This window comes from Altererythrobacter lutimaris (genome assembly GCF_013371495.1).
In the GTDB taxonomy this organism is placed as follows: domain Bacteria; phylum Pseudomonadota; class Alphaproteobacteria; order Sphingomonadales; family Sphingomonadaceae; genus Erythrobacter; species Erythrobacter lutimaris_A.
The window spans coordinates 331,445-352,861 of record NZ_JABWTA010000001.1; the positions used below are offsets into that span (position 1 = coordinate 331,445).

General features: G+C 57.6%; 22 protein-coding genes. 9 read left to right on the forward strand and 13 right to left on the reverse strand.

What is annotated here, in order from left to right:
• Positions 1-32 precede the first annotated feature (32 nt).
• The gene (locus tag HUO12_RS01600) at positions 33-719 is read right to left on the reverse strand and encodes an HAD-IA family hydrolase (protein ID WP_176271946.1); all 687 of its coding nucleotides are present in this window, start codon (positions 717-719) and stop codon (positions 33-35) included.
• A 61-nt stretch (positions 720-780) separates the two neighbouring features.
• Here HUO12_RS01600 and glmU point away from each other — a divergent pair, with 61 nt between their 5' ends.
• Positions 781-2,160, forward strand: coding sequence for a bifunctional UDP-N-acetylglucosamine diphosphorylase/glucosamine-1-phosphate N-acetyltransferase GlmU (glmU, locus tag HUO12_RS01605; protein WP_176274238.1), 1,380 nt, complete (start codon positions 781-783; stop codon positions 2,158-2,160).
• 1 nt (position 2,161) lies between these two features.
• On the opposite strand, the gene HUO12_RS01610 is transcribed toward glmU, so the two are convergent.
• Positions 2,162-3,634 carry a hypothetical protein gene (locus tag HUO12_RS01610; RefSeq protein WP_176271947.1) on the reverse strand — a complete coding sequence of 491 codons (1,473 nt, stop codon included), beginning with the start codon at positions 3,632-3,634 and terminating at the stop codon, positions 2,162-2,164.
• A 72-nt stretch (positions 3,635-3,706) separates the two neighbouring features.
• Here HUO12_RS01610 and HUO12_RS01615 point away from each other — a divergent pair, with 72 nt between their 5' ends.
• Positions 3,707-3,994, forward strand: a complete 288-nt coding sequence (locus HUO12_RS01615; protein ID WP_232367277.1) for an HNH endonuclease — start codon at positions 3,707-3,709, stop codon at positions 3,992-3,994.
• Between the two features lie 79 nt (positions 3,995-4,073).
• Positions 4,074-4,736: an SOUL family heme-binding protein gene (locus HUO12_RS01620; RefSeq protein WP_176271948.1), complete on the forward strand. Its 663-nt coding sequence runs from the start codon at positions 4,074-4,076 to the stop codon at positions 4,734-4,736.
• 34 nt (positions 4,737-4,770) lie between these two features.
• On the opposite strand, the gene HUO12_RS01625 is transcribed toward HUO12_RS01620, so the two are convergent.
• The 3 genes from HUO12_RS01625 to HUO12_RS01635 form a co-directional block, all read right to left on the reverse strand.
• Positions 4,771-5,028, reverse strand: coding sequence for a DUF1153 domain-containing protein (locus HUO12_RS01625; RefSeq protein WP_176271949.1), 258 nt, complete (start codon positions 5,026-5,028; stop codon positions 4,771-4,773).
• 202 nt (positions 5,029-5,230) lie between these two features.
• The gene (locus HUO12_RS01630) at positions 5,231-7,378 is read right to left on the reverse strand and encodes a prolyl oligopeptidase family serine peptidase (RefSeq protein WP_176271950.1); all 2,148 of its coding nucleotides are present in this window, start codon (positions 7,376-7,378) and stop codon (positions 5,231-5,233) included.
• A gap of 280 nt (positions 7,379-7,658) precedes the next feature.
• On the reverse strand, positions 7,659-8,321 hold the full coding sequence (locus HUO12_RS01635) for a hypothetical protein (RefSeq protein ID WP_176271951.1): 663 nt from the start codon (positions 8,319-8,321) through the stop codon (positions 7,659-7,661).
• Positions 8,322-8,384: 63 nt separating this feature from the next.
• Here HUO12_RS01635 and HUO12_RS01640 point away from each other — a divergent pair, with 63 nt between their 5' ends.
• The gene (locus HUO12_RS01640; RefSeq protein ID WP_176271952.1) at positions 8,385-8,873 is read left to right on the forward strand and encodes an RrF2 family transcriptional regulator; all 489 of its coding nucleotides are present in this window, start codon (positions 8,385-8,387) and stop codon (positions 8,871-8,873) included.
• 71 nt (positions 8,874-8,944) lie between these two features.
• Here HUO12_RS01640 and HUO12_RS01645 read toward each other — a convergent pair whose 3' ends face one another.
• The 6 genes from HUO12_RS01645 to HUO12_RS01670 are packed head-to-tail and all read right to left on the reverse strand — an operon-like array spanning position 8,945 to position 14,098.
• Entirely contained in the window at positions 8,945-9,202 is a 258-nt protein-coding gene (locus tag HUO12_RS01645; protein WP_176271953.1) for an ATP synthase F1 subunit epsilon, read from the reverse strand.
• Between the two features lie 21 nt (positions 9,203-9,223).
• A complete protein-coding gene (gene atpD, locus HUO12_RS01650) occupies positions 9,224-10,681 on the reverse strand; it encodes a F0F1 ATP synthase subunit beta (protein WP_176271954.1) in 1,458 nt (485 codons plus the stop codon).
• A gap of 55 nt (positions 10,682-10,736) precedes the next feature.
• Positions 10,737-11,084 carry a hypothetical protein gene (locus HUO12_RS01655; RefSeq protein WP_176271955.1) on the reverse strand — a complete coding sequence of 116 codons (348 nt, stop codon included), beginning with the start codon at positions 11,082-11,084 and terminating at the stop codon, positions 10,737-10,739.
• 19 nt (positions 11,085-11,103) lie between these two features.
• Positions 11,104-11,973 carry a F0F1 ATP synthase subunit gamma gene (locus tag HUO12_RS01660; RefSeq protein ID WP_176271956.1) on the reverse strand — a complete coding sequence of 290 codons (870 nt, stop codon included), beginning with the start codon at positions 11,971-11,973 and terminating at the stop codon, positions 11,104-11,106.
• 27 nt (positions 11,974-12,000) lie between these two features.
• Entirely contained in the window at positions 12,001-13,530 is a 1,530-nt protein-coding gene (gene atpA, locus HUO12_RS01665; RefSeq protein WP_176271957.1) for a F0F1 ATP synthase subunit alpha, read from the reverse strand.
• Between the two features lie 13 nt (positions 13,531-13,543).
• Positions 13,544-14,098: a F0F1 ATP synthase subunit delta gene (locus HUO12_RS01670; RefSeq protein WP_176271958.1), complete on the reverse strand. Its 555-nt coding sequence runs from the start codon at positions 14,096-14,098 to the stop codon at positions 13,544-13,546.
• A 222-nt stretch (positions 14,099-14,320) separates the two neighbouring features.
• On the opposite strand from HUO12_RS01670, the gene HUO12_RS01675 reads away from it, so the two are divergent.
• Complete coding sequence (locus tag HUO12_RS01675; RefSeq protein WP_176271959.1) at positions 14,321-15,148, forward strand: TauD/TfdA dioxygenase family protein; 828 nt, start codon at positions 14,321-14,323, stop codon at positions 15,146-15,148.
• A 3-nt stretch (positions 15,149-15,151) separates the two neighbouring features.
• Here HUO12_RS01675 and HUO12_RS01680 read toward each other — a convergent pair whose 3' ends face one another.
• Positions 15,152-16,726 (reverse strand): S1 family peptidase, encoded by a 1,575-nt coding sequence (locus HUO12_RS01680; RefSeq protein WP_176271960.1) that lies wholly within the window; start codon positions 16,724-16,726, stop codon positions 15,152-15,154.
• Between the two features lie 83 nt (positions 16,727-16,809).
• On the opposite strand from HUO12_RS01680, the gene HUO12_RS01685 reads away from it, so the two are divergent.
• The gene (locus tag HUO12_RS01685) at positions 16,810-17,856 is read left to right on the forward strand and encodes a bifunctional transcriptional activator/DNA repair enzyme AdaA (protein ID WP_176271961.1); all 1,047 of its coding nucleotides are present in this window, start codon (positions 16,810-16,812) and stop codon (positions 17,854-17,856) included.
• Positions 17,853-18,599 carry an isocitrate lyase/PEP mutase family protein gene (locus HUO12_RS01690; protein WP_176271962.1) on the forward strand — a complete coding sequence of 249 codons (747 nt, stop codon included), beginning with the start codon at positions 17,853-17,855 and terminating at the stop codon, positions 18,597-18,599. Before HUO12_RS01685 ends, HUO12_RS01690 begins: the two co-directional genes overlap by 4 nt.
• 73 nt (positions 18,600-18,672) lie before the next feature.
• Here the strand turns inward: HUO12_RS01690 and HUO12_RS01695 are convergent, their stop codons facing one another.
• Positions 18,673-19,152: a peroxiredoxin gene (locus HUO12_RS01695; RefSeq protein WP_176271963.1), complete on the reverse strand. Its 480-nt coding sequence runs from the start codon at positions 19,150-19,152 to the stop codon at positions 18,673-18,675.
• Between the two features lie 194 nt (positions 19,153-19,346).
• On the opposite strand from HUO12_RS01695, the gene HUO12_RS01700 reads away from it, so the two are divergent.
• Entirely contained in the window at positions 19,347-19,841 is a 495-nt protein-coding gene (locus HUO12_RS01700; protein WP_176271964.1) for an S-adenosyl-L-homocysteine hydrolase, read from the forward strand.
• 142 nt (positions 19,842-19,983) lie between these two features.
• Positions 19,984-21,402, forward strand: coding sequence for an adenosylhomocysteinase (ahcY, locus tag HUO12_RS01705; RefSeq protein WP_176271965.1), 1,419 nt, complete (start codon positions 19,984-19,986; stop codon positions 21,400-21,402).
• The last annotated feature ends 15 nt before the right edge of the window (positions 21,403-21,417 follow it).

Here is a 21,417-nt window from a genome sequence, read left to right on the forward strand (position 1 = left end):
AGGCGCTATGCCGTAGGGTCAGAATACCAATTCTAAAGCCTCTGCAAGGCAGGAATGAGGCCGGACAGCGAATCGATAACGGCTTCCCCGCCGAGTTCATGCGGCGGCTTGTCGCAATAGCCATAGGCAGCGACCACGACCGGCACGCCTGCAGCTTTCGCTGCTTTCACATCGTAGGAGCTGTCCCCAATGAACACGAAGCGCCCGGCGGCGCAGGCCTCGGCAGCCTTCAGGACTGGATCGGGAGCAGGTTTGGCTATGAACGCTCCGTCGGCGTCTTTGCCGAGGCTGTCACCACCGATGACGGTCACGAAGCGATCGACTATGCCCAGCTGGCCTAGGATGTCTCGCGCGAAGGCTTCGAACTTGTTTGTGACCACTGCAGTCTTCACGCCAGCCGCATCAAGCGCTTCAAGTACTTCCAGCGCATGCGGATAGGGCTGCGTGTGGACCGCGTTGTGGTCGGAGTAATAGCGCAACATGGCTTTGTAGAGCTTGCGGAACTCGTCGTCCGGCATCCCGCCCTGCGCTTCGACTGCGCGCGCAAGCATGATCTTTGCGCCGCCTCCGATCAAATCCTTGCTACTGTCCACTGGCACTTGGTCAAACCCGCCAAGCTCCAGCGCGTGGTTCACTGCCGTGCCGAGGTCGCGAAATGTATCGAGGAGAGTGCCGTCCAGATCAAAGCCGACGGCATCAAAAGGAATAGTGTCACTCATCGCGCTGCTGGTGACGGATGCGACTTCAAACCGCAAGCATTTGGTGGCATGGCTAACCACTATGAGTAAAACACGAGAATTTGCAGCGATCATTCTGGCAGCGGGCAAGGGCACGCGCCTGAAAAGCGATCTGCACAAGGTCCTGCATCCAATTGCAGGCCGCCCGATGATCGAACACCTTCTGGCTTCGGTTGCTGAGCTTGGTCCGGCGCGCACGATTGTGGTTGTCGGTGACGAGCGCGAGCAGGTTGAAACGCAAGTTGGGACTCGCGCGGAGTGTGTTCTGCAAGAGCCGCAGCTCGGCACGGGCGATGCGGTGGCGCAAGCCAAAGATGCTTTGAAAGGCTTTTCCGGCGATGTGCTGATGCTGTTCGGCGATGCGCCATTCATCAAAGCGGAAACGATGCGCGGCATGCTTGCGCGCTTGCAAGAAGCGGATGGCCCCGCGGTCGTGGTGCTCGGGTTCGAACCTGACGATCCGCTGCAATACGGACGCGTCATTACCCGTTCGGACGATACCATCGAAAAAATGGTCGAATTCAAGGATGCGAATGAAGCGGAACGTGCGTGCCGCTTGTGCAATTCCGGTCTGATGGCGGCGCGCGCGGACGAGCTGTTCGAGCTGCTTGAGCGAGTGGACAACGACAATGCGCAGGGCGAATACTACCTGCCTGACATCGTAAATGTTGCGGTCAAAGACGGTCGCAAATGCGCAGCCGTGCGCACCGATCAGCCCGATGAAGTGGCAGGCGTCAACAGCCGCGCAGAGCTCGCTGCTGCCGAAGCGCAATGGCAAGCTTTCAAGCGCCGCGAAGCGATGGATGCGGGCGTTACCTTGCGCGCGCCAGAAACGGTGTTTTTCAGTTGGGACACAGAGCTCGAGCGCGATGTGGTCGTCGACCCGAATGTCGTCTTCGGACCAGGCGTAAAGGTCGCGCAAGGCGCTCATATCAAAGCGTTCAGCCATCTCGAAGGCGCTAGCGTTGGGCCAAATGCGCAGGTCGGCCCATTCGCAAGGCTTCGTCCCGGTGCTGTGATGGAAGACGGCTCTTTCATCGGCAATTTTGTCGAAATGAAGAATACGACCTTGGGCGAAGGCGCAAAGGCAAGCCACTTGTCCTATCTCGGTGACACAAATGTAGGGGCAGGGGCCAATATCGGCGCTGGCACGATCACGTGCAATTATGATGGCTACTTCAAATACAAGACCGAGATAGGTGAGCGAGCATTCATCGGCTCGAATTCCGCTCTAATCGCGCCGGTAACGATCGGTGCGGATGCGATTGTCGCAGCAGGCAGCGCGGTAAGCCGCAATGTCGGTGCAGGCGAACTGCGCATGGTGCGGGCCGAGCAGCTGGTGAAGCCAGGCTGGGCCGACCGTTTCCACGACACGATGAAGAAGAAGAAGGCGGCGGAGAAAGCAAAGAAAGAGAGCGAGTGAGTTATTCGGTTTCGGTCACTTTCAACGTATAAGCTATCACCTCGCGGTAGCCGCTCTCTGCACGGCCAAGCTCTTCGTATTCGGTTTCCAGCAACTCACTGAGCGCCTCTTGCACCTGCGCATTTTGCTGAGTGAGCGCGCGCGCCGAGGTGACAATCACGGGTGGACGATCAGCGAGAATGATCAGCGCTTCTCCCGATTGCGACGCGCCCAATGCCGCGTCATTCTCCAGCGCATTGTTCAAGTGATCCGGGTAGATGAAGCGCGTGGGCAGACAGCTGCCTGTCATGGAGTAAAGTGCGGTCGGCCCGTCGTGAACCCACAGACACTGCGGCCCACCGACTAAAGGCTCGATCTTGGTAGCCAATTCCTGAAGCGATGCTGTCTCTTCGCGCGATGTCTTCCAGTCTGCCAGCGGACCGAGCAACCAAGCGGTCCCGGCAATCGCCAGAACCAATGGCACGGCATTGGCAGGCCCCTTCTTGTCGAGCAGCGGTAGCGCAATCAGAATGACGGGCGCGACCAATGCGCCGAAGTAATAGAGGTAGACTGTTCCCGGCATGAACACACTCGCAAGCGCAGCCAGCGTCCATCCCAGCATCAAGGTGTAAAGCGCCGGATCGCGCATAGGCTTGCCGCGAAAGGCGAGATAAACGCCAGCCAAGCCAAGCCCAGCCAATGGAAGCAATCCAATCTGTACATTTGGCAGGAAACGCCCCGCGCTGGCGCGTTCGAAGAAGCTTTCGAAATTGGCGAACCACCACGCATCAAAATGTCCAGCACCTGCATAGAGCGTGCCCACAAGGACGGTCGACAGAACGCCGAGCGCTCCGAACGCGGCTGCCATCGCCGCCAGCCTTGGCAAACCGAAGCCGTGCTTGTGCAACTGCCACAAAGCTACGAAACCGAAAAACAGGCATTGCGGCAGCACAGTGTATTTCACTTGTAGCGCGAGGCCCCCGATCAACATCGCAGCGAGCGTCCGGGTGCTATAATGGGCGGCCGAGCTATCGAGCACGAGCCACGCCATGGCTAACATCATCGGCGCGTGGAAGACCTCGCTCTGGCCTGAGAAACCGCCATAAACAGATATAAGGATGACGTAGAGCAGCGCTGCGCCTGTTGCGGTGATCCAGTCGACTTGGCTGCGCGCAATGCGGTATGTGATTGCGGCGCCAGCTGCCGTGAACAGTCCAGACAAGATCTGGAACCCATACGGCGCGGGCGCGATCCATTCTCCAGTAGCAAACAGCGCGAACAGGCCAAAGGGTTTGCGATCCCACAGCTCGACATAAGGTAGGTCACCTTGTGCAAGAGATCCGCCAATCAAGGCGTAGAGCTGTTCGTCCGTTGTCGCTGCCGGGTTGCCCCACCACAACGCACGCGTCGCAATCACTGCTACGAGCAAGACAATCGCCACCACGACCACTCCAGCGGTCCCGGGCGCTCCACTACGCTCGTCAGCCTGATACATCTGCGCTAATCCCCCGCTGGCGGCTTCTGCCGCGCAAGCCTTGAGAAATCACAAAGAGAAGCGAGAGCGCGCTTGTCAATTGCAGGTGAAGATCAATCCTCAGAGGAATCGTGCTGGCTGTGCAATCGGGGTTTTGAGACGCTCATCCAGTATCACCATCTCGTGCCGAAATCGAAGAAAGGGCGAGAGACTGTGCCGGTGCATCCGATTTGCCATCGCGCGATCCACAAGAACTACACCAATGCGCAGCTTGCTCGTTTCGGACGGGATCGCGAGCGTTTGCTGGATAACGAAACGCTGCGCAATTTTGTCGAGTGGGTCAAAGGCAAACCCCCCGACTTTCACGCGCCAACCCGCTGACAAGGAGTGCGCTCTCAGGCATCCGGGAACCAATTGCACCCGTAACTGCTGATGTATGAAACAGCAAAGGAGCAGCAGAATGGGCGCGGGTAAATGGGTTGCAGCAGGACTTGGTATGGCTGCTTTGGGCGGTGCTGTGGCCTTCGCGCAGTATCGCAGCATTGAAAAGCCACCTTATGAAGCGCTCGTAACCGAAGAAGCGTTTGAGCTGCGCGATTACGAACCCATGATTGTCGCGGAGGTTACGCATACAGGCGACCGCCGCAGAGCGATGAATGCGGGTTTCAGGCGGCTTGCAGCCTACATTTTTGCAGAAGACCGTCCTGGTGCAAACAAGGACAAGATCGCGATGACATCGCCAGTCATTTCCGACCGTCCGGACAATGCCGTTGCTGAGGATGAGAAGATCGCGATGACATCACCGGTGATACAGGATGGTACTAGTAGCGACACGTGGCGCACGCGCTTCGTGATGCCGGCGAAGTACACGATGGAGACGCTGCCGCAGCCGCCTGCCGATGTCACACTGGTTGAAGTTCCGGCGCGCCGGATGGCAACGATTACCTTCAACGGGTTTGGAGAACAGCGCGATCTCGTCGCAATGGAACTGATGCTGCGCGAATGGATGTCGGACAAGGATTTGCAGCCGGTCGGCGATGCCGAGTTCGCCTTCTATGACGCACCCATGGTGCCAGGTCGCTTGCGCCGTAATGAAGTCATGATCCCCGTTGCGAGCGACTGAACAAGCTCGCTTCGGGGACCCTGTCTCACATCAATCAAGCCTCTTCGAGGCGGCGGCGATCATGCGCACCGACAGAAGGGGCTTTCGTCTTGTCGACTTCCGCTTCCCAGCTGCGAAACTCACTCTGGCTCAAAAGATAGCGCCAGCGGGCTTCGTCAAAGCTGATCAGTTTGTCACGTACAGCATGCACGACTTCGGCCTTGCGAGCCTTAGACCAGTGAATGTCATGCGACTTGGGAAGGCCTGCCTTCTTGATGGCCTCAGAGACTGTAGAATTACGCGGGTACGCCATTTCAAACTCCTGTTTTTCATCACGCTTTGGTCCCCCGTCGTGAGAAAAACTGGGTTTCGAAGGTTAATTCCGACTTTCCATTCATGCTTAATTTGAGGTTAAACATGCAGTCCGTGCAGGCGTTGCGATGAACTGAGTTGGTCGGTGATTATCGAGGCGACCTGCATCAGGCCGCCTCGATTAATCGTTAATTGACAAGGCTTTACTCGGCTGCCTCGCTGGCCGAATCCGCCTCTGCAGGAGCGTCGATCAGTCGCTGCTTCAGATAGACATATTGCAAGGCCTGAAGCTTCGCGCGCTGCTCGTTATCAACGCCGCCAGAGTGTCCGCCAGTCATGTCTTCGAAGTAGTAATAAGGCTGTCCCAGCTCTTTCAGCTTCGCAGCACCTTTACGCGCATGAGCCGGATGTGTTCGGTCATCGGCAGTCGAAGCCCACAGGAACGGGGTGGGGTAGTCCACCCCTTCCACGATCTTCTGATACGGCGAATAGCCTTGGATCCACTCATTCTGCTCAGGAATGCGCGGATCGCCATATTCGCCGATCCATGAAGCGCCGCGCCCGATCAGGTGATAGCGCAGCATGTCAAACAACGGGATCTGGACGATCGCAGCGCCAAACAGGTCCGGACGCTGCGTAAAGGCTGTGCCGACCAACAGGCCGCCCTGGCTGCCGCCCATAATGCCCAGATGCTTTGGCGAGGTGAAGCCTTTGTCCACCAGGTCTTGTCCCACAGCGATGAAGTCATCCCATGTGCGCTGCTTGTTTTCGCGGATCGCGGTCTGGTGCCACATCGGTCCGAACTCGCCGCCACCGCGCATATTCGCAAGGACGAAGGCATTGCCTTTCTCAAGCCAAAGCTTGCCCGTAACGCCCATATAGCTCGGCAGGCGTGGGACCTGGAAACCGCCATAGCCGGTCATCAGCGTAGCAGTTGAACCGTCCATCTCCATGCCTTCAGGCTTGACGATGAAATAGGGAATCTTGGTCCCGTCAGCGCTGGTTGCCTCATGCTGCTCGACCGTCATTCCAGCTTTGTCAAAGCGGCTGGTTTCCTGCTTGATTGCAACCGGGTCGCCGCTTCCATCAGAGTAGAACAGCGTGGTGGGATTGAGGAAATCCGTCGCAGTGAACATGATGTGGTCAGATTCGTCGGACGAAGCTGCGATGCTAAGCGTAGCATTGTCAGGCAGCGCAACTTCGCTTTGCTGCCATTCGCCATCTTCAAAATCGAACTTCACGATTTTGCCGACGACATTGTCCAGCATGCTCACAAATAGCGAGCTGCCTGTGGTTGCCGCACCGCGCTTGGTTTGGCGATCACCCGGTGCCCAGACAAGAGTTTTGGTTGCGCCATTGGGATCGGCCTTGAACGCATCGAGATCGACAGCCACCAGGCTGTCAGCCGGGAAAGTGCCATCGGCCGTTTCCCAGTCAACGTCGGTTGAAAACAGCATCTGTCCGTCGATGATGCCGTAAGGCGAGGCTTTCAATGGAATGTCGAGACGCAGCCATTCGCCTTGATGCTGCCAATAGTATTCAGTTTCATGGAAGCTGACCGCACGGAAGGCGGACATACCATGCACAACTGATTTGTTGTCGCGCAGGAGGCTCGCACCGGACCATACGTCTTCGCGCGTTCCGCGGAAGATTTCCTCTGCTTCATCAGTGCTTTGACCGCGCTTCCACAGACGCGTGGTGTAGGGATATTCGCTCTCTGTTTGCAGCTCTTCGCTGAAGTTGCGCGTGACGAGCATGGTGTCTTCATCAACCCATTGAATGCCGCCTTGGCTCTCAGGAAGTTCGAAACCGCCTTCGACGAACTGCTTCGTAGCGGAATCGAACTCGCGCAATACGGTCGCATCCTTGCCGCCGTCCGAAAGCGCGATCATGCACTTGTTCATCGCAGGCGGCAGGCAGGTCGAGCCCTTGTAGACCCATTCACGCCCTTCTTCTTCTGCAAGCTTGTCGACATCGAGGACAAGCTCCCACTCGGGATCATCGGTTTGATAGCTTTCTAGAGTCGTCTTCCGAACGATACCGCGCGGATTGTCCTTGTCCTGCCAGAAATTGTAGAGCCCGTCCGGACGGAAGCTCACATAGGGCACGCGATCTTCGCTATCGAGGATTGCAAGCGCTTCGTTCTTCAATTGCTCAAAGCGCGGATCGGCTTCCATGACGGCAAGCGTACGCTCATTCTCGTTTTCAACCCAAGCGAGCGCTTCGTCACTGCGCGCTTCTTCCAGCCAGATATAGGGATCCTGTTCCGGGCCGGGGACGAGCGTCTCGGTCATAGGTGATGTCTTCTCTTCGCTGTGATCGTCGGCAGATGCGCCAGTGGCTGCGGTCATTGAGATGGCTGCCGCAAGAGCCAGTGTCGAAACCAGTTTCAAAGGTCCTCTCCATGGGGGATTCGTGGATAGGAATACCATGGCGATTTGCGCCTGAAAGTGAAGTGAATTCGGGTCGATCTGCTCACCGGAGCGCGTATGTTGGATACGCATGTTACACAGTCCTAGAGAAGAAAACGCGGGGCGAAATTCAACACTCGAGAAAGCGGGTGGGGAGAGGCGTGGTTTCAAAGGCATGTCCTCTAATTGACATGCGCTGTTTGAGTAGGAAAATTCGGTCTTAGCTGGCGACACCGGGGAAGGTCGCAAGATAGTCGCGATATTCTTGCGGCAGCTCAACAGGCTGGAAGGCACCGCCATAGCCGAACACGAAGGTTATGCCGAGGAGCGGGCCAATCGCTAGCGCCGGGACTTGCCAAGGACGCGGTCTGCGGAAATGCATTGCAGCGAGCAGATGGCTCGCAATGGCGGTCACTGCGAGCACGTAGTAGGGGGTGAAACCGTATTTGAGCGGCGCCAGGACCACTGTGCCGGCGGCCCAATAGAAATTTGTGTCGAGGCCCACAAAAAGCCGCGTGATCACAGCAGCGCTGGTGTGCAGGATAATGAAGAACGCAAGATACGCGCCGCTCGCGAACTGCACCTTGTGCCACAAACCTTTGCGCACCCTTTTGCGGATCAATGTGAGGAGCCGAATGCCGAGCACAATCTGCGTGGCCAGAGCCATCACCAGCGCGATCTCAACCAGCGGGAATTGATAGACAGGGCGGGCTAGGTCCAGAGCCGCCGCGTGTGCCTGTGCGCCTCCCAATGCGGCGAAGTGGGTGGCGAAATGGACAACGATGAAGATGAGGATGAACCCAGCGAGAATGCCATGCGCGCGTTTGGCAGCGGCGGCTGAATGGCTGCGACTACGTGGGGCTTGTGCAGTGCGGGCTTCCATGTCACTTCTCCTAAACCGGATGTTTGTTATCCGGATAAAGAATATCCGATTAAGGAGTCAAGCGTGCAAATAGCCAAAGGTGTTGAATGGACCGCGCATATATGCACCTTGCTTGCGTTGCTGCGCGAAGGGCAGGGCCTGAACGTTGACGCGCTTGCGGAGTTCTTTGAAGTCCCGTCCGCCTATCTTGCAAAGCAGATGCAATTGCTCCGTCGTGCCGGGATTGTGGAGTCAGTGCGGGGGAAGGGCGGCGGCTATCGTCTTGGACGGAGTGTCGATGCAATCACTTTGCTTGATATCGTGACGGCAATTGAAGGGCCGATGCCCGCCTTTCGCTGCACGGAAATTCGCCAGAATGGGCCTTGCGGCTTGAAGCGATCAGACTGCAAGCGGCCTTGCGAGATCGCCGCCGCTTTTGCTGTTGCTGAGGATGCCCATCGCGAGGCTTTGGCTGCAAAGACAGTCGCATCGATCATGCAGGATGCCGCGATCAACTCAACACCTGAACACATGATGGAAATCGCCGAATGGGTGCAGCGACAGACTGCCTAGAGGCCCCCTGAATCAAAAAGGGCGGCTCGTTTCCGGGCCGCCCTCTTGATGTTTTGTATGAAGCGTGAGGCTCAGCCTTCGACATGCTCCGCAAGGACTGTCAGGCCATTTTCGCCGACTTCGGCAAAGCCGCCGCGCACTTCAATGCTTTCCGGCTCGCCGCCTTCAGTCTTGTAGACCTGCACCGCACCGTCGCGGATGGTCGACATGAAAGGCGCGTGGCCTTCAAGCACGCCGAATTCGCCTTCCGTGCCAGGGACGACGACCATGTGGACGTCTTCGCTGCGCACCAGCTTGGCGGGCGTTACGAGTTCAAAGTGCAGTGCCATCGGCCTGTTCCTTCGCGTGCCTTAAGCGTCTTCAGCCAGTTTCTTGGCTTTTTCGACTGCCATGTCGATGCCGCCAACCATGTAGAAGGCTGCTTCAGGCAGATGGTCATACTCGCCGTCAACAACCGCCTTGAACGACTTCACGGTGTCTTCCAGCTGTACGAACAGGCCCGGAATGTTGGTGAAGACTTCTGCGACGTGGAACGGCTGGCTGAGGAAGCGCTGGATCTTACGCGCACGCGCAACGGTCAGCTTATCTTCTTCGGACAGCTCGTCCATGCCGAGAATGGCGATGATGTCTTGCAGAGACTTGTACTTTTGCAGCGTTTCCTGGACGCGGCGAGCAGTCTCATAGTGCTCCTGACCAACGACGCCCGGCTCAAGAACACGGCTTGTAGAATCGAGCGGGTCAACCGCAGGATAGATGCCGAGCTCTGAGATCGCGCGCGACAGCGTGGTCGTCGCGTCCAAGTGAGCGAATGAAGTTGCAGGTGCAGGGTCGGTCAAGTCATCGGCAGGAACGTAAATCGCTTGAACCGAAGTAATCGAACCTTTGGTGGTCGAGGTAATACGCTCTTGCAGGTTACCCATGTCCGTCGACAGTGTTGGCTGATAACCCACAGCTGACGGGATACGGCCGAGAAGTGCGGACACTTCTGAACCAGCCTGCGTAAAGCGGAAAATGTTGTCGACGAAGAACAGCACGTCTTGGCCTTCCTGGTCGCGGAAGTATTCTGCCATCGTCAGACCGGAAAGAGCAACACGAGCACGTGCGCCTGGAGGCTCGTTCATCTGACCGAAGACGAGAGCCACTTTTGAGCCTTCGCTGGTCGCAACGCCGTTTTCGTCCTTCGCGATAACCTTCGCGTCAAGGAATTCGTGGTAGAGATCGTTACCTTCACGGGTACGCTCACCAACGCCTGCAAACACGGACACGCCGCCGTGACCTTTCGCGATATTATTGATGAGTTCCTGAATAAGCACGGTCTTGCCAACGCCGGCACCGCCGAACAGGCCAATCTTGCCACCCTTCGCATAAGGCGCGAGCAAGTCGATGACCTTAATACCGGTGACAAGGATCGATGCGTCGGTCGACTGATCAACGAAGGCAGGCGCTTCAGCATGAATTGGAGCGGTCTGTTCAGCGCCAATCGGGCCGAGCTCGTCGATTGGCTCGCCCACGACGTTCATGATGCGGCCGAGAGTCTTCGGGCCTACGGGCACAGAAATCTGCGCGCCGGTGCTCACGACTTCCTGACCGCGAACGAGACCGTCCGTGCCGTCCATCGCGATGGTGCGAACGGTGTTTTCACCAAGGTGCTGCGCAACTTCGAGCACGAGCGTGTTGTCGCCATTCTTTGTTTCAAGTGCAGTCAGAATTGCCGGCAGTTCACCTTCGAACTGCACGTCGACGACAGCGCCGATGACTTGGCTGATTGTGCCATTGGTCGTCTGGTTGAGTACGGGAGCGGTGGCCATGTCTTTCAGTCCTACCTAGCGGGTGTTGTGTTTGTTACTATGCGTCTGCGAGCGCTCACGCGCCCTGCTTGCAGACAGTGTCTGTGTCGGTCAGCGTCCAGTCGGCCTCACCTGCAGTGAGAACAGCTTTGTGACGCAGGAATTCATCTTCGCCGAGGCCGTATTCGCACACGACATCAGGCGAGCCCATGCCAGCGCGCTTGCACACAGCGGTGTTGACCGGCTTGAGGCCCGGGCAGCTTTCCGCGAGCTTGCCAGTGAAATAAGCCTGATCAGGTGCTGGCAGACTTGGTGTCGGCTCTGGCTCTGGCGTTTCAACCGGAGCAGGCTCAGGAGCAGGCTCTTCGCCGCAAGCAGCGGTGATTGCGAAAAGGGGGAGCAGGGAGAGGGCGAGTTTCTTCACGGGGATTTCCTCGTTAGGGTTACAGCGCCTCAGCGCCGGCAATGATTTCGATAAGTTCAGTGGTAATCGCGGCCTGGCGGCTGCGGTTGTACTGAATGGTGAGCTTGTTGATGAGGTCGCCTGCGTTGCGCGTGGCGTTGTCCATTGCAGTCATCGAAGCGCCTTGCTCCGATGCTTCACGCTCAAGCAGCGCGCCGAACAGCTGCGTCTTCACATAACGCGGGAGCAGCTCTTCGAGGATTTCCTCTTCGCCAGGCTCGTACTCGACAACCGCATCGCTGCTTTCTGTTTCCTCAGGCGAGGGGACAGGGATGAGCTGTGACGTTGTCGGTGTCTGGACGAGTGCAGACTGGAACTTCGGGGCGACGAGATGGGCGACATCGAACGCGCCCTCTTCGAACATTGCGACAAGCTCGTCTGCGATCGCATCAGCTTCATCGAAGCCCGGCGTCTTCACAGTCGATGTATCGAAATGCTTTGCAATGCTGTCAGCATAATCGCGCTTGATCGGCGCGCGGCCTTTCTTGCCGACGAGATAGAACGCAACCGTCTTACCCTCAGCAGAAAGCTTCTTCGCTTGAAGCTTGGCTTCCTTGACAATGTTCGAATTCAGGCCGCCGCACAAGCCCTTGTCCGTGTTGACGACGACCAGAAGATGCTTCTGGTCAGAGCCGGTGCCAGCAAGCAGCTTAGGTGCGCTATCGCCGGAAACCTTGCTTGCAAGCGAGGCCATCACAGCGCTCAAGCGCTCTGCATAGGGACGCGCAGCCTCTGCCGCAGCCTGAGCACGGCGCAGCTTTGCTGCTGCAACCATCTGCTTGGCCTTTGTGATCTTCTGAGTCGATTTGACTGAGTTGATCCGACCTTTGAGTTCTTTAAGCGAGGCCATTTCGGCTCCTTAATTGGCTCTTGCGTCTCAGGCGAACTGCTTCGCGAATGCTTCGAGAGCGGCTTTCGTCTTGTCTGCCGTCTCGCCTTCGAACTTACCGCTTTCGCGGATGTCCGTGAGAACATCGCCGTGTTCGCTGCGGAAGAAGGCAAGCATCTGCTCTTCGTAATCGGTGACTCGGTCAACCGGCACAGCATCGAGGAAGCCGTTAGTACCCGCATAGATCGACACTGTCTGCTCTTCGAACGGCATTGGCGAGAACTGAGCTTGCTTCAGCAGCTCTGTCAGGCGCGCACCGCGGTTCAGAAGCTTCTGCGTTGCGGCATCAAGATCGGAGCCGAACTGCGCAAACGCTGCCATCTCGCGGTACTGCGCCAGGTCCAGCTTCATCGAGCCGGAAACCTTCTTCATCGCCTTGGTCTGAGCGGCACCGCCCACACGGCTAACCGACAGACCCACGTTAATCGCAGGACGGATGCCCTGGAAGAACAGGTCGGTTTCAAGGAAGATCTGGCCGTCAGTGATGGAGATCACGTTGGTTGGAATATAGGCCGACACGTCACCCGCCTGAGTTTCAATGATCGGCAAAGCGGTCAAAGAACCGTGCCCGTTCTCTTCATTCATCTTCGCCGCACGCTCAAGCAGGCGTGAGTGAAGATAGAACACGTCACCCGGATAGGCTTCGCGGCCTGGAGGACGACGCAGCAGGAGCGACATCTGACGATAGGCAACAGCCTGTTTCGAAAGGTCGTCATAGACGATCACGGCATGCATACCGTTGTCGCGGAAGAACTCGCCCATGGTGCAGCCGGTGTAAGGCGCCAGATACTGTAGCGGAGCAGGCTCAGAGGCGGTTGCGGCAACCACGATGGAATATTCCATCGCGCCATTTTCTTCGAGCTGCTTTACGATCTGAGCAACGGTCGAACGCTTCTGACCAACCGCAACATAGATACAATAGAGCTTCTTCTTCTCATCGCCCGAAGCGTTTGGACCCTTCTGGTTAATGAAAGTGTCGATTGCGACAGCGGTCTTACCGGTCTGACGGTCACCAATGATGAGCTCGCGCTGACCACGACCAACTGGGACGAGGGCGTCAATCGCCTTGAGGCCGGACTGCACCGGCTCGGATACGGATTCGCGCGGGATGATGCCCGGCGCTTTGACTTCTACGCGCATGCGCTTGTCGGCGACGATCGGGCCCTTGCCGTCGATCGGATTGCCGAGAGCGTCAACCACGCGGCCGAGCAGGCCCTTGCCAACCGGGACGTCCACGATGGTGCCGGTACGCTTAACGCTGTCACCTTCCTTGATCTCCGCGTCAGAGCCGAAGATCACGACGCCGACATTGTCAGCTTCGAGGTTCAGCGCCATGCCCTGAACACCGTTCGCGAACTCGACCATCTCACCAGCCTGGACCTTGTCGAGGCCGTGGATACGGGCGATGCCGTCACCAACGGAGAGAACTGAGCCGACTTCGCTGACTTCAGCTTCAGTGCCGAAATTGGCGATCTGGTCCTTGATGACCTTGGAGATTTCTGCGGCGCGGATTTCCATGATTGTGGTTCCTTTAAGCCTTCATGGCCTGAGCAAGTGAATTGAGACGGGTGCGGATCGAGCCATCAATGCGCTGCGATCCAATGGTGACGACGAGGCCGCCCAGCAGGTCAGGGTCGACTTTGCTGGTGAGCTTCACCGTGCGGCCCTGACGGGCGGTAAGTTTATTACGAAGCGCTTCGAGCTGGCTTTCGCTAAGCGGATGCGCGCTGGCGACTTCTGCGCTGACTTCGCCGCGCTGTGCCGCCGCGATCATCTGGAATGCGGCAATCACGTCCGAAAGCGCAGAAAGCCGGCGGTTCTGCGCGAGCACGCCGAGGAAGTTCTGCGTGAGCTCGCTAAGGCCGAGATGTTTTGCAACAGCGGCGAGCGCTTTCTCTGACTCAGCACGTGATACCTTCGGGTTCGTGGTGAGATGCGCAAGCTCAGCCGATTCGGCGAGCGCGCTCTTTAGAGATTCAAGGTCCGATTCGACTGCAGTCACTGTTCCTTGCTCGGAAGCAAGATCGAACAATGCCGAGGCGTAACGACCTGATAGGCTAGCCTGAATACCGGCGGAAATATCCACGCGCTTTATGTCCTCTAGGATCGAAGAGAGTAACGATGCATCGCTTAAGCCAAATGGAGCGAGTTGGACTCACCCCGGCAAAGCTGGCGCGCGCCTAGCATCGGCCCCTGTATAAGGCAAGCCGAGTCCGTGGCGTTTTACGAGAGCAATGTTTCACTATCTGCATCTGTGCGCTATTGTGCCTCAAAGAAAGCGCGGACAGCGCTCAGGGAGAGGATCAAAATGCAACTCACACCCATGTCGCCGAAATGCGGCGTAGAGATTTCCGGCGTTTCGCTCGCATCATGCAGTGATACAGAGATGGAAGCAGTCAAGCAGGCCATTTACGAGCACGGCGTTGCGGTCTTTCGCGATCAGGAATTTACGCCGGAAGATCACATCACTTTCGGCAAACGCTGGGGCGGGATCGATGTGAACAACTATTTCCCGCTGCAAGAAGACTTCAACGAAATCGCTGTGGTGAAAAAAGAGCCGGACCAGCAGACCAACATTGGCGGAGCCTGGCACACGGACCATTCCTATGACCAGATCCCTGCGATGGGCTCTGTTCTCGTCGCGCGCGAGCTTCCCCCGTCAGGTGGCGACACAATGTGGGCGCATATGGGTGCGGCTTACGATGCGCTCTCCGACGAGTTGAAAGCAGAGATCGAAGGGCTCGAAGCCTTCCACACCGCCGACCATGTATATGAAGAGGGCGGGCTCTACGCGCAGACAGACATGGGCGATTCCCTGCGCGGTCAGGATCTGAAAACCGGTGCTGTGCATCCGGTTGTCATCCGTCACCCGCATACGGGTCGCAGGCTGCTCTATGTGAATGGTGCTTTCACGATCAATTTCGTCGGCCAGACGCGCGAGGAAAGCCTGCCGCTGCTGCAGAAACTGCTCGATGCGGCTGTGATGGAAGACAATCAGTGCCGCTTGCAATGGAAGCCGGGTACGATCGCGATCTGGGACAACCGGACGACGTGGCATAATGCGATGAACGACTATCAAGGCCATCGCCGCGAGATGCACCGGATTACTCTATCGGGTGAGGCGCTGGCGGCCTGACATTTACTCCTCAGCTGCTAGCGGCGTCGCAGCTGTAACTTCACGCGGGGCACACGCGTAGACCAATCGTTCGTTCGGGCGGTTCGGCAGCATGGACGTAATGGCCTGCTGCTGATCGCCAAGCGAGAGCGCGGCATCTGTCACACCACATACCGGAGGCTCGTAGCTCGAGCGCGCCTCGCGCACGCTCTCCATTTCGGCGCGGCCAAGCAGGTAGCGATCCGTGCGGAAAGTCCGCGTTTCTGGATCGTAGCGATTGATGGCGACGGCGTTCTGATCCTCAGGCACCAGCACGCGGCTCCATTCGCCATTCAATTGGCCATATTGCGTGCGACCATTGACGCAACCATCCGCCGCCCAGTCGAATTCCACATCATCGGTACGCGCGCCTGTCACGCGGCTGCGTTCAGGCACGAAAGAACAAAGCAGAGTGCCATCGCTCGCTTGCTGGGGAGGGCTAGCGGGATCATCGGGCGTTGCCTGATTGAGCTTGATCGCGACAAGTTCGTCGATCCGGTCGATCCCGGGCCGCATCAACCATGCGACAATCGTGCCTCCCAACGCAATCAGCGCAATGCCGAAGGCCACTTGCATGGCCGTGCGCTGATCTGGCTTCTCGCGGTAGCGCAAGCCGATGAAGGCCGCGCCGATCCCGGCTAGCAGGCACAACATTGCGAGTGCCATCAGGTTTTCGCGAGCTTCCATAACCTCGAGCTGCGCTTCAAGCAGTGCGCGTGCACGAGCTTCGCGCAGCTCCGCTTCGCGTGCGGCCATGCGCTCGCGAGCCTCCGTGCGCTGTTGCTCCAATCGATAGCGTTCTGCGAGATCGACTTCAGCAAGGCTGCGACATTCGGTTCCGCTCGGGCTGATTTCGACTTCGTTTTCGCGCAGGAACGGCAGCAATTCGCCCAAAGATACCGCGAAATAGAATTCCGCATCCGATCCATCGGAGTCTGCTCCGAAAGAATTCACGCCGACGACGCGGCCGCACGGGTCAAGCAGAGGTCCGCCAGAATTACCGCGCGCAATCGGAGCGGTATGAAGGATCGTATCAAACTGGCGGCTGGGACGCGCGCCGGACAAGAACCCGCGGCTTTTTACTGGTGGCTGCGAGCGGAAGATGTCACCAATGTCTAGGCCTTGTGCGCGGTCGACATTCATGGGGTAACCGACCGCAGAAACTTCGCCCAAGTCTCCGGTGACGCCTGCTGCAAGCGTCAGCGGAGGCAAGCGCAGGCTGCCTTCCGTAATCTCGACCAACGCGAGATCATTGCGGGGGCTGACCGCCGCTGGTTTGCCGTAAGCGGCTTCTGCGCCGTCGGACGGGACAATCCCGATCCGCAGCGTGTCGTCCTGCATAGCCTCGCGAATAACATGCGCGTTCGTGACAATCATTGTCGGCGTGACGGCGAAGCCGCTACCATGGCTGACGGGAAACACTTCTGTGCCATCTGTGCCGATGATCACAACGCGTACGACTCCACGCGCCGCTGCGTCAATGTCGGCAGGCTCTGCCTTGGCAGCGAGCGGCATCAGCAACGCAGTCAGCATTGCGAGAACTGTCAGAAATCTTCCCATTGCGTCGGCTTTATACAAAGGCTTGCGCTTTGGCCGCAAGCTTCGGGATGCAGTCATGCGCAGGCTTCGCTAAAGAAACTTGCATGAACGAAGTTAAACCCTTGGATGAAGCAACCGCATGGCAAGCTGTCTTACTGCGCGACCGCAGTTTTGACGGGCGCTTCGTGACTGGCGTGCTCACAACCGGAATCTATTGCCGGCCGAGCTGCGCCGCGCGCCATCCTGCGCGAAAGAACGTGCGTTTCTTCACAACGGGTGCGGAGGCGAGGGCAGCAGGTCTGCGCGCGTGCAAACGATGTCTGCCCGACGACGTCGGACGCGATGAGGCCGCGGTGCTTGCGGCCATCGCTGAATTGCGCGACGGCAAGGGACGGGCATCGCTCGCGGAATTGGCAGCAATTACAGGCTATTCCCCGACACACTTCCAACGCGTTTTCAAGCGCGCGACAGGCCTATCACCTGCAGCTTATGGGCGCGCCTTGCGCGAAGAAAGAGCGCGTGCAGCCCTGTCTGGCGGTGAACGGGTGAGCGATGCGATTTATGATGCGGGGTATGAAGCGCCAAGCCGCTTCTACGCTGATATGGAAGGGAAACTGGGCATGCAGGCGAGCGACTGGAGCAAAGGCGGGGCAGGGATCACTATCCATTGGACGGTAGTGAAGACTTCGCTGGGCGCAATGCTGGTCGCGGCGACAGACAAAGGCGTGTGCTGCCTCAGCTTCAATGAAGGCGAAGAACAGCTGCTGGCCCGTTTTCCCAACGCGGAACTGGTGCAAGGCAGCAAAGCTTTCGCTGAATTGCTCTCGCAAGTGATCGCAGCAGTCGAGCAGCCTCAGCTCGATAATCGGCACATCCCGCTCGATGTGAAAGGGACTGCCTTCCAGCAGCGGTGCTGGGAAGCCTTGCGAAAGATTCCGGCTGGCGAGACGCGCAGCTATGGCGAGCAGGCCGCGATGCTGGGCAATCCGAAGGCTAGCAGGGCGGTCGGCAGTGCGAATGGCGCGAACAATATCGCGGTGCTCATCCCCTGCCACCGAGTGGTCCCGGCGAGTGGCGGCGTGGGTGGCTATGCCTACGGACCGGCGATCAAAGCTGAATTGCTCAAACGCGAGGGTGGAGAATACTCATGATCAAAGACGCGTTCGCAGCGCTTCATACAGGCGCTGATCCGCTTGTGCTGTTCAACATTTGGGATGCAGGAAGCGCAAAAATCGTGGCTGAGGCCGGTGCGACGGCAATTGCAACAGGAAGTCTCTCTTTGGCCGGTGCTCAGGGATTTGAAGATGGAGAGCAAATCCCCTTCGATGTTTTGCTTGCCATTGCCGAACGGATCGCGGGAGCAGTCCGATTACCTCTCAGCGTCGATATCGAGAGCGGTTATGCCGATAATCCTGAATCGCTCTCAGCGAATGCACAGGCGCTGCATCAAGCAGGCGCGGTGGGATGCAATCTGGAAGACCAATTGATCGGTAGCGAGGCTTTGCGAGAGCCGGCTGAACAGGCTGAACGAATTGCGGCGGTCGATGAGGTCGGCCTCTTCGTCAATGCCCGCACCGATCTGTTCCTCAGACACCTCATGAGGGGTGATGATCCCAATCAGGATGAATTGGTTGAATCGGCGATCGAACGTGCATCGCTCTATCGTGAAGCTGGGGCTGGCTGCCTGTTTGTACCCGGGCTGAGCGATCCCGACCTTATCGCGCGCTTGTGTCGGGCGGTCGACCTGCCGGTCAATGTCATGCGATTGCCCGGCATGATCTCAAATGCCGATTTGGGAAACCTAGGCGTTGCCCGGATAAGCTATGGACCAGGTCCGTGGCGTGACGCCATGCGCGGACTGGCTGATGCCGCGCATGATGCACTGAGCAGCTAATTGCTCGACGATAAAAAGGAGCGCTCGAGACCTAAGCCTCAAGCGCTTTTCCCAATTCTAATATGAGCAGGTCTCAGAGCTGGCCCAGCATATGCTCAGCGCTGGAAACCTTGAAGTCGCCTGGCGCTTCAACGTTGAGCTGCTCAACCACGCCGTCATTGACGACCATGGAAAAACGCTGGCCGCGCTTGCCCATGCCGAAGCCTGAGCCGTCCATGGTGAGGCCAACCGCCTCTGCAAAATCGGCATTGCCGTCTGCCAGCATAGTGATGTCGTCAGAACCAGCTGCCTGATTCCATGCGCCCATTACAAAAGCATCGTTGACGGCTGTGCCGACAATTTCGTCCACGCCTTTGGCTTTCAGCTCTTCAGCTTTTTCGACAAAGCCCGGAAGGTGCTTGGCTGAGCAAGTCGGCGTGAATGCGCCTGGGACAGAAAACAGTGCCACTTTCTTGCCTGCAAAATATTCCGAAGCCTGAACCTGCTCGGGACCCTCAGCGGTCGCTTTGACCAGTTTTACGTCAGGAAGTTTGTCACCCACAGAAATAGTCATAGCGTCATGGTCCTTCATTAGTTGAGGCGGAAAGCTTGTGTGCATCACTTAATGCGCGGGGCCGCAGCTTCAAGCATGTTCTGTATCCTTAAGACCCCTTTACCTTGGGTATTGAAGCTTCGGTAAATCCTGTCCCTGAGATTGCCTCGTGCTGGTGGGGCGAAAACAGCACGATAACGATCAACGGGGCAGACATGGATTTGAGGACAACATTCACGCGGCGCGCAGTGGCATTGACTTGCAGCGCCGCATTGGCGATTCCGGCAGTCGCACAGGCGAATTCAACGCAATCGGATGAAGAGCAGCTGCGCGAGCTCAACATCATGCTGATGGTAACCAGCTTGCGATGCCGCAACACTGAGCATGATTTCCGCACGGAATATCAGCAGTTCAACGCCGCGCATCATCGCCGCATCAATAGTGCAAGCTTGAATGTGAGGCGGCAGATGGAAGCGCGTTACGGTAAGCGCGGTAGCAAGCGAGCGCTCGACAAAGTCGATGTGCGGATCGCAAACTCTTACGGTTTGGGTCACCCCTGGCTGAGTTGTGCAGAGCTTAAGCAGCTCGCCGCAGAGCTGAGCGCTGAACGCGACTATGTGCGCCTCTCAGCGACGGCGCGTGAAATGCTCGGCGAAGAGCCACGGCAAGTGGCGCTGCTTGATACAGCAAGTACATCCGCGCAGGACTGAACGGCAACTGCTCCAAGGTGAACTTGGAAGGTCAGATATAAAGATAGCTTTATATTTGCAAATGAAGTGATCTCCAGCTAGAGGCGGCAGCCAATGGCCCGTGCCTTCGCGCGCGGGCTTACACTTATCATCCATCAGGAGAATGTGCGTGGCTGAAGCTGCACAAGATTACGTCATTAAAGATATCGCACTGGCACAATACGGCCGTGACGAGATCGCGATTGCTGAGACTGAAATGCCAGGCCTGATGGCTCTGCGTGAGGAGTATGGCGCATCGCAGCCATTGAAGGGCGCGCGCATTACCGGCTCGCTCCATATGACGATCCAGACCGCAGTTCTGATCGAAACGCTCGTGGCTTTGGGTGCTGAAGTGCGCTGGGCGACTTGCAATATCTTCTCGACACAGGACCACGCGGCAGCGGCGATTGCGGATCAGGGTATTCCGGTTTTCGCGATCAAAGGCGAAAGCCTTGCCGATTACTGGGACTATGTTGGCCGCATTTTCGACTGGTCAACGGACAGCGATCCAGACCTCACTTCCAACATCATCCTCGATGACGGCGGCGATGCGACGATGTTCGCGCTTTGGGGTGCGCGCATCGAAGCAGGCGAAGAAATGCCTGCTCCAGCCAACGCGGAAGAAATTGAGTTCCAGCGCGCGTTGAAAGCGTTCGTTGCGGCAAGGCCGGGCTACCTCACTAAGAGCGTCCAGAACATTAAGGGCGTGTCCGAGGAGACAACCACAGGCGTAATGCGGCTTTATCAGATCGCCAAGCAAGGCAAACTTCCATTCCCGGCAATCAACGTTAATGACAGCGTGACCAAGTCGAAGTTCGACAACCTTTATGGTTGTAAGGAATCGCTGGTCGACGCGATCCGTCGCGCGACCGACGTCATGCTCGCCGGCAAGGTCGCTTGCGTCGCTGGTTACGGCGATGTCGGCAAAGGCTCAGCGGCTTCGCTCCGCGACGGTGGCGCGCGCGTCATGGTCACGGAAATCGACCCGATCTGCGCATTGCAGGCGGCGATGGACGGCTATGAAGTTGTGTCCATGGAAGAAGGCGCCAAGCGCGCTGACATCTTTGTGACGGCCACAGGCAATGAAGACGTCATCACCGGCGAGCACATGAAAGCCATGAAGAACATGGCAATCGTTTGTAACATCGGTCACTTCGACAGCGAGATCCAGATTTCCGCGCTCGACAATTACGAGTGGAAGGAAATCAAGGAAGGCACTGACATGGTGACGATGCCTGATGGCAAGTCGCTGCTGATACTTGCCAAGGGCCGCCTGGTGAATCTTGGCTGTGCAACCGGTCACCCAAGCTTCGTCATGAGCGCAAGCTTCACCAACCAGACGCTTGCTCAGATCGAGCTGTTCACCAAGTCGGACGAGTATGAGAACGACGTTTACGTTCTTCCGAAGCACTTGGATGAAAAGGTTGCAGCGCTGCATCTTGAAAAGCTCGGCGTTGAACTGTCGAAGCTGAGCCAGAAGCAAGCCGACTATATCGGTGTGCCGAAAGACGGTCCATTTAAACCGGATCATTATCGCTACTGATTTGGCGCGATGAAT

Coding starts and splice junctions, on each gene's coding strand:
- HUO12_RS01685 (WP_176271961.1), top strand. CDS start 16,810: ATGAACGAAGTTAAACCCTTGGATGAAGCAACCGCATGGCAAGCTGTC.
- HUO12_RS01635 (WP_176271951.1), bottom strand. CDS start 8,321: ATGGAAGCCCGCACTGCACAAGCCCCACGTAGTCGCAGCCATTCAGCC.
- HUO12_RS01600 (WP_176271946.1), bottom strand. CDS start 719: ATGAGTGACACTATTCCTTTTGATGCCGTCGGCTTTGATCTGGACGGC.
- HUO12_RS01680 (WP_176271960.1), bottom strand. CDS start 16,726: ATGGGAAGATTTCTGACAGTTCTCGCAATGCTGACTGCGTTGCTGATG.
- HUO12_RS01625 (WP_176271949.1), bottom strand. CDS start 5,028: ATGGCGTACCCGCGTAATTCTACAGTCTCTGAGGCCATCAAGAAGGCA.
- HUO12_RS01620 (WP_176271948.1), top strand. CDS start 4,074: ATGGGCGCGGGTAAATGGGTTGCAGCAGGACTTGGTATGGCTGCTTTG.
- HUO12_RS01610 (WP_176271947.1), bottom strand. CDS start 3,634: ATGTATCAGGCTGACGAGCGTAGTGGAGCGCCCGGGACCGCTGGAGTG.
- HUO12_RS01630 (WP_176271950.1), bottom strand. CDS start 7,378: ATGACCGCAGCCACTGGCGCATCTGCCGACGATCACAGCGAAGAGAAG.
- ahcY (WP_176271965.1), top strand. CDS start 19,984: ATGTGCGTGGCTGAAGCTGCACAAGATTACGTCATTAAAGATATCGCA.
- HUO12_RS01690 (WP_176271962.1), top strand. CDS start 17,853: ATGATCAAAGACGCGTTCGCAGCGCTTCATACAGGCGCTGATCCGCTT.
- atpA (WP_176271957.1), bottom strand. CDS start 13,530: ATGGAAATCCGCGCCGCAGAAATCTCCAAGGTCATCAAGGACCAGATC.
- glmU (WP_176274238.1), top strand. CDS start 781: ATGAGTAAAACACGAGAATTTGCAGCGATCATTCTGGCAGCGGGCAAG.
- HUO12_RS01660 (WP_176271956.1), bottom strand. CDS start 11,973: ATGGCCTCGCTTAAAGAACTCAAAGGTCGGATCAACTCAGTCAAATCG.
- HUO12_RS01645 (WP_176271953.1), bottom strand. CDS start 9,202: ATGGCACTGCACTTTGAACTCGTAACGCCCGCCAAGCTGGTGCGCAGC.
- atpD (WP_176271954.1), bottom strand. CDS start 10,681: ATGGCCACCGCTCCCGTACTCAACCAGACGACCAATGGCACAATCAGC.
- HUO12_RS01700 (WP_176271964.1), top strand. CDS start 19,347: ATGGATTTGAGGACAACATTCACGCGGCGCGCAGTGGCATTGACTTGC.
- HUO12_RS01695 (WP_176271963.1), bottom strand. CDS start 19,152: ATGACTATTTCTGTGGGTGACAAACTTCCTGACGTAAAACTGGTCAAA.
- HUO12_RS01675 (WP_176271959.1), top strand. CDS start 14,321: ATGCAACTCACACCCATGTCGCCGAAATGCGGCGTAGAGATTTCCGGC.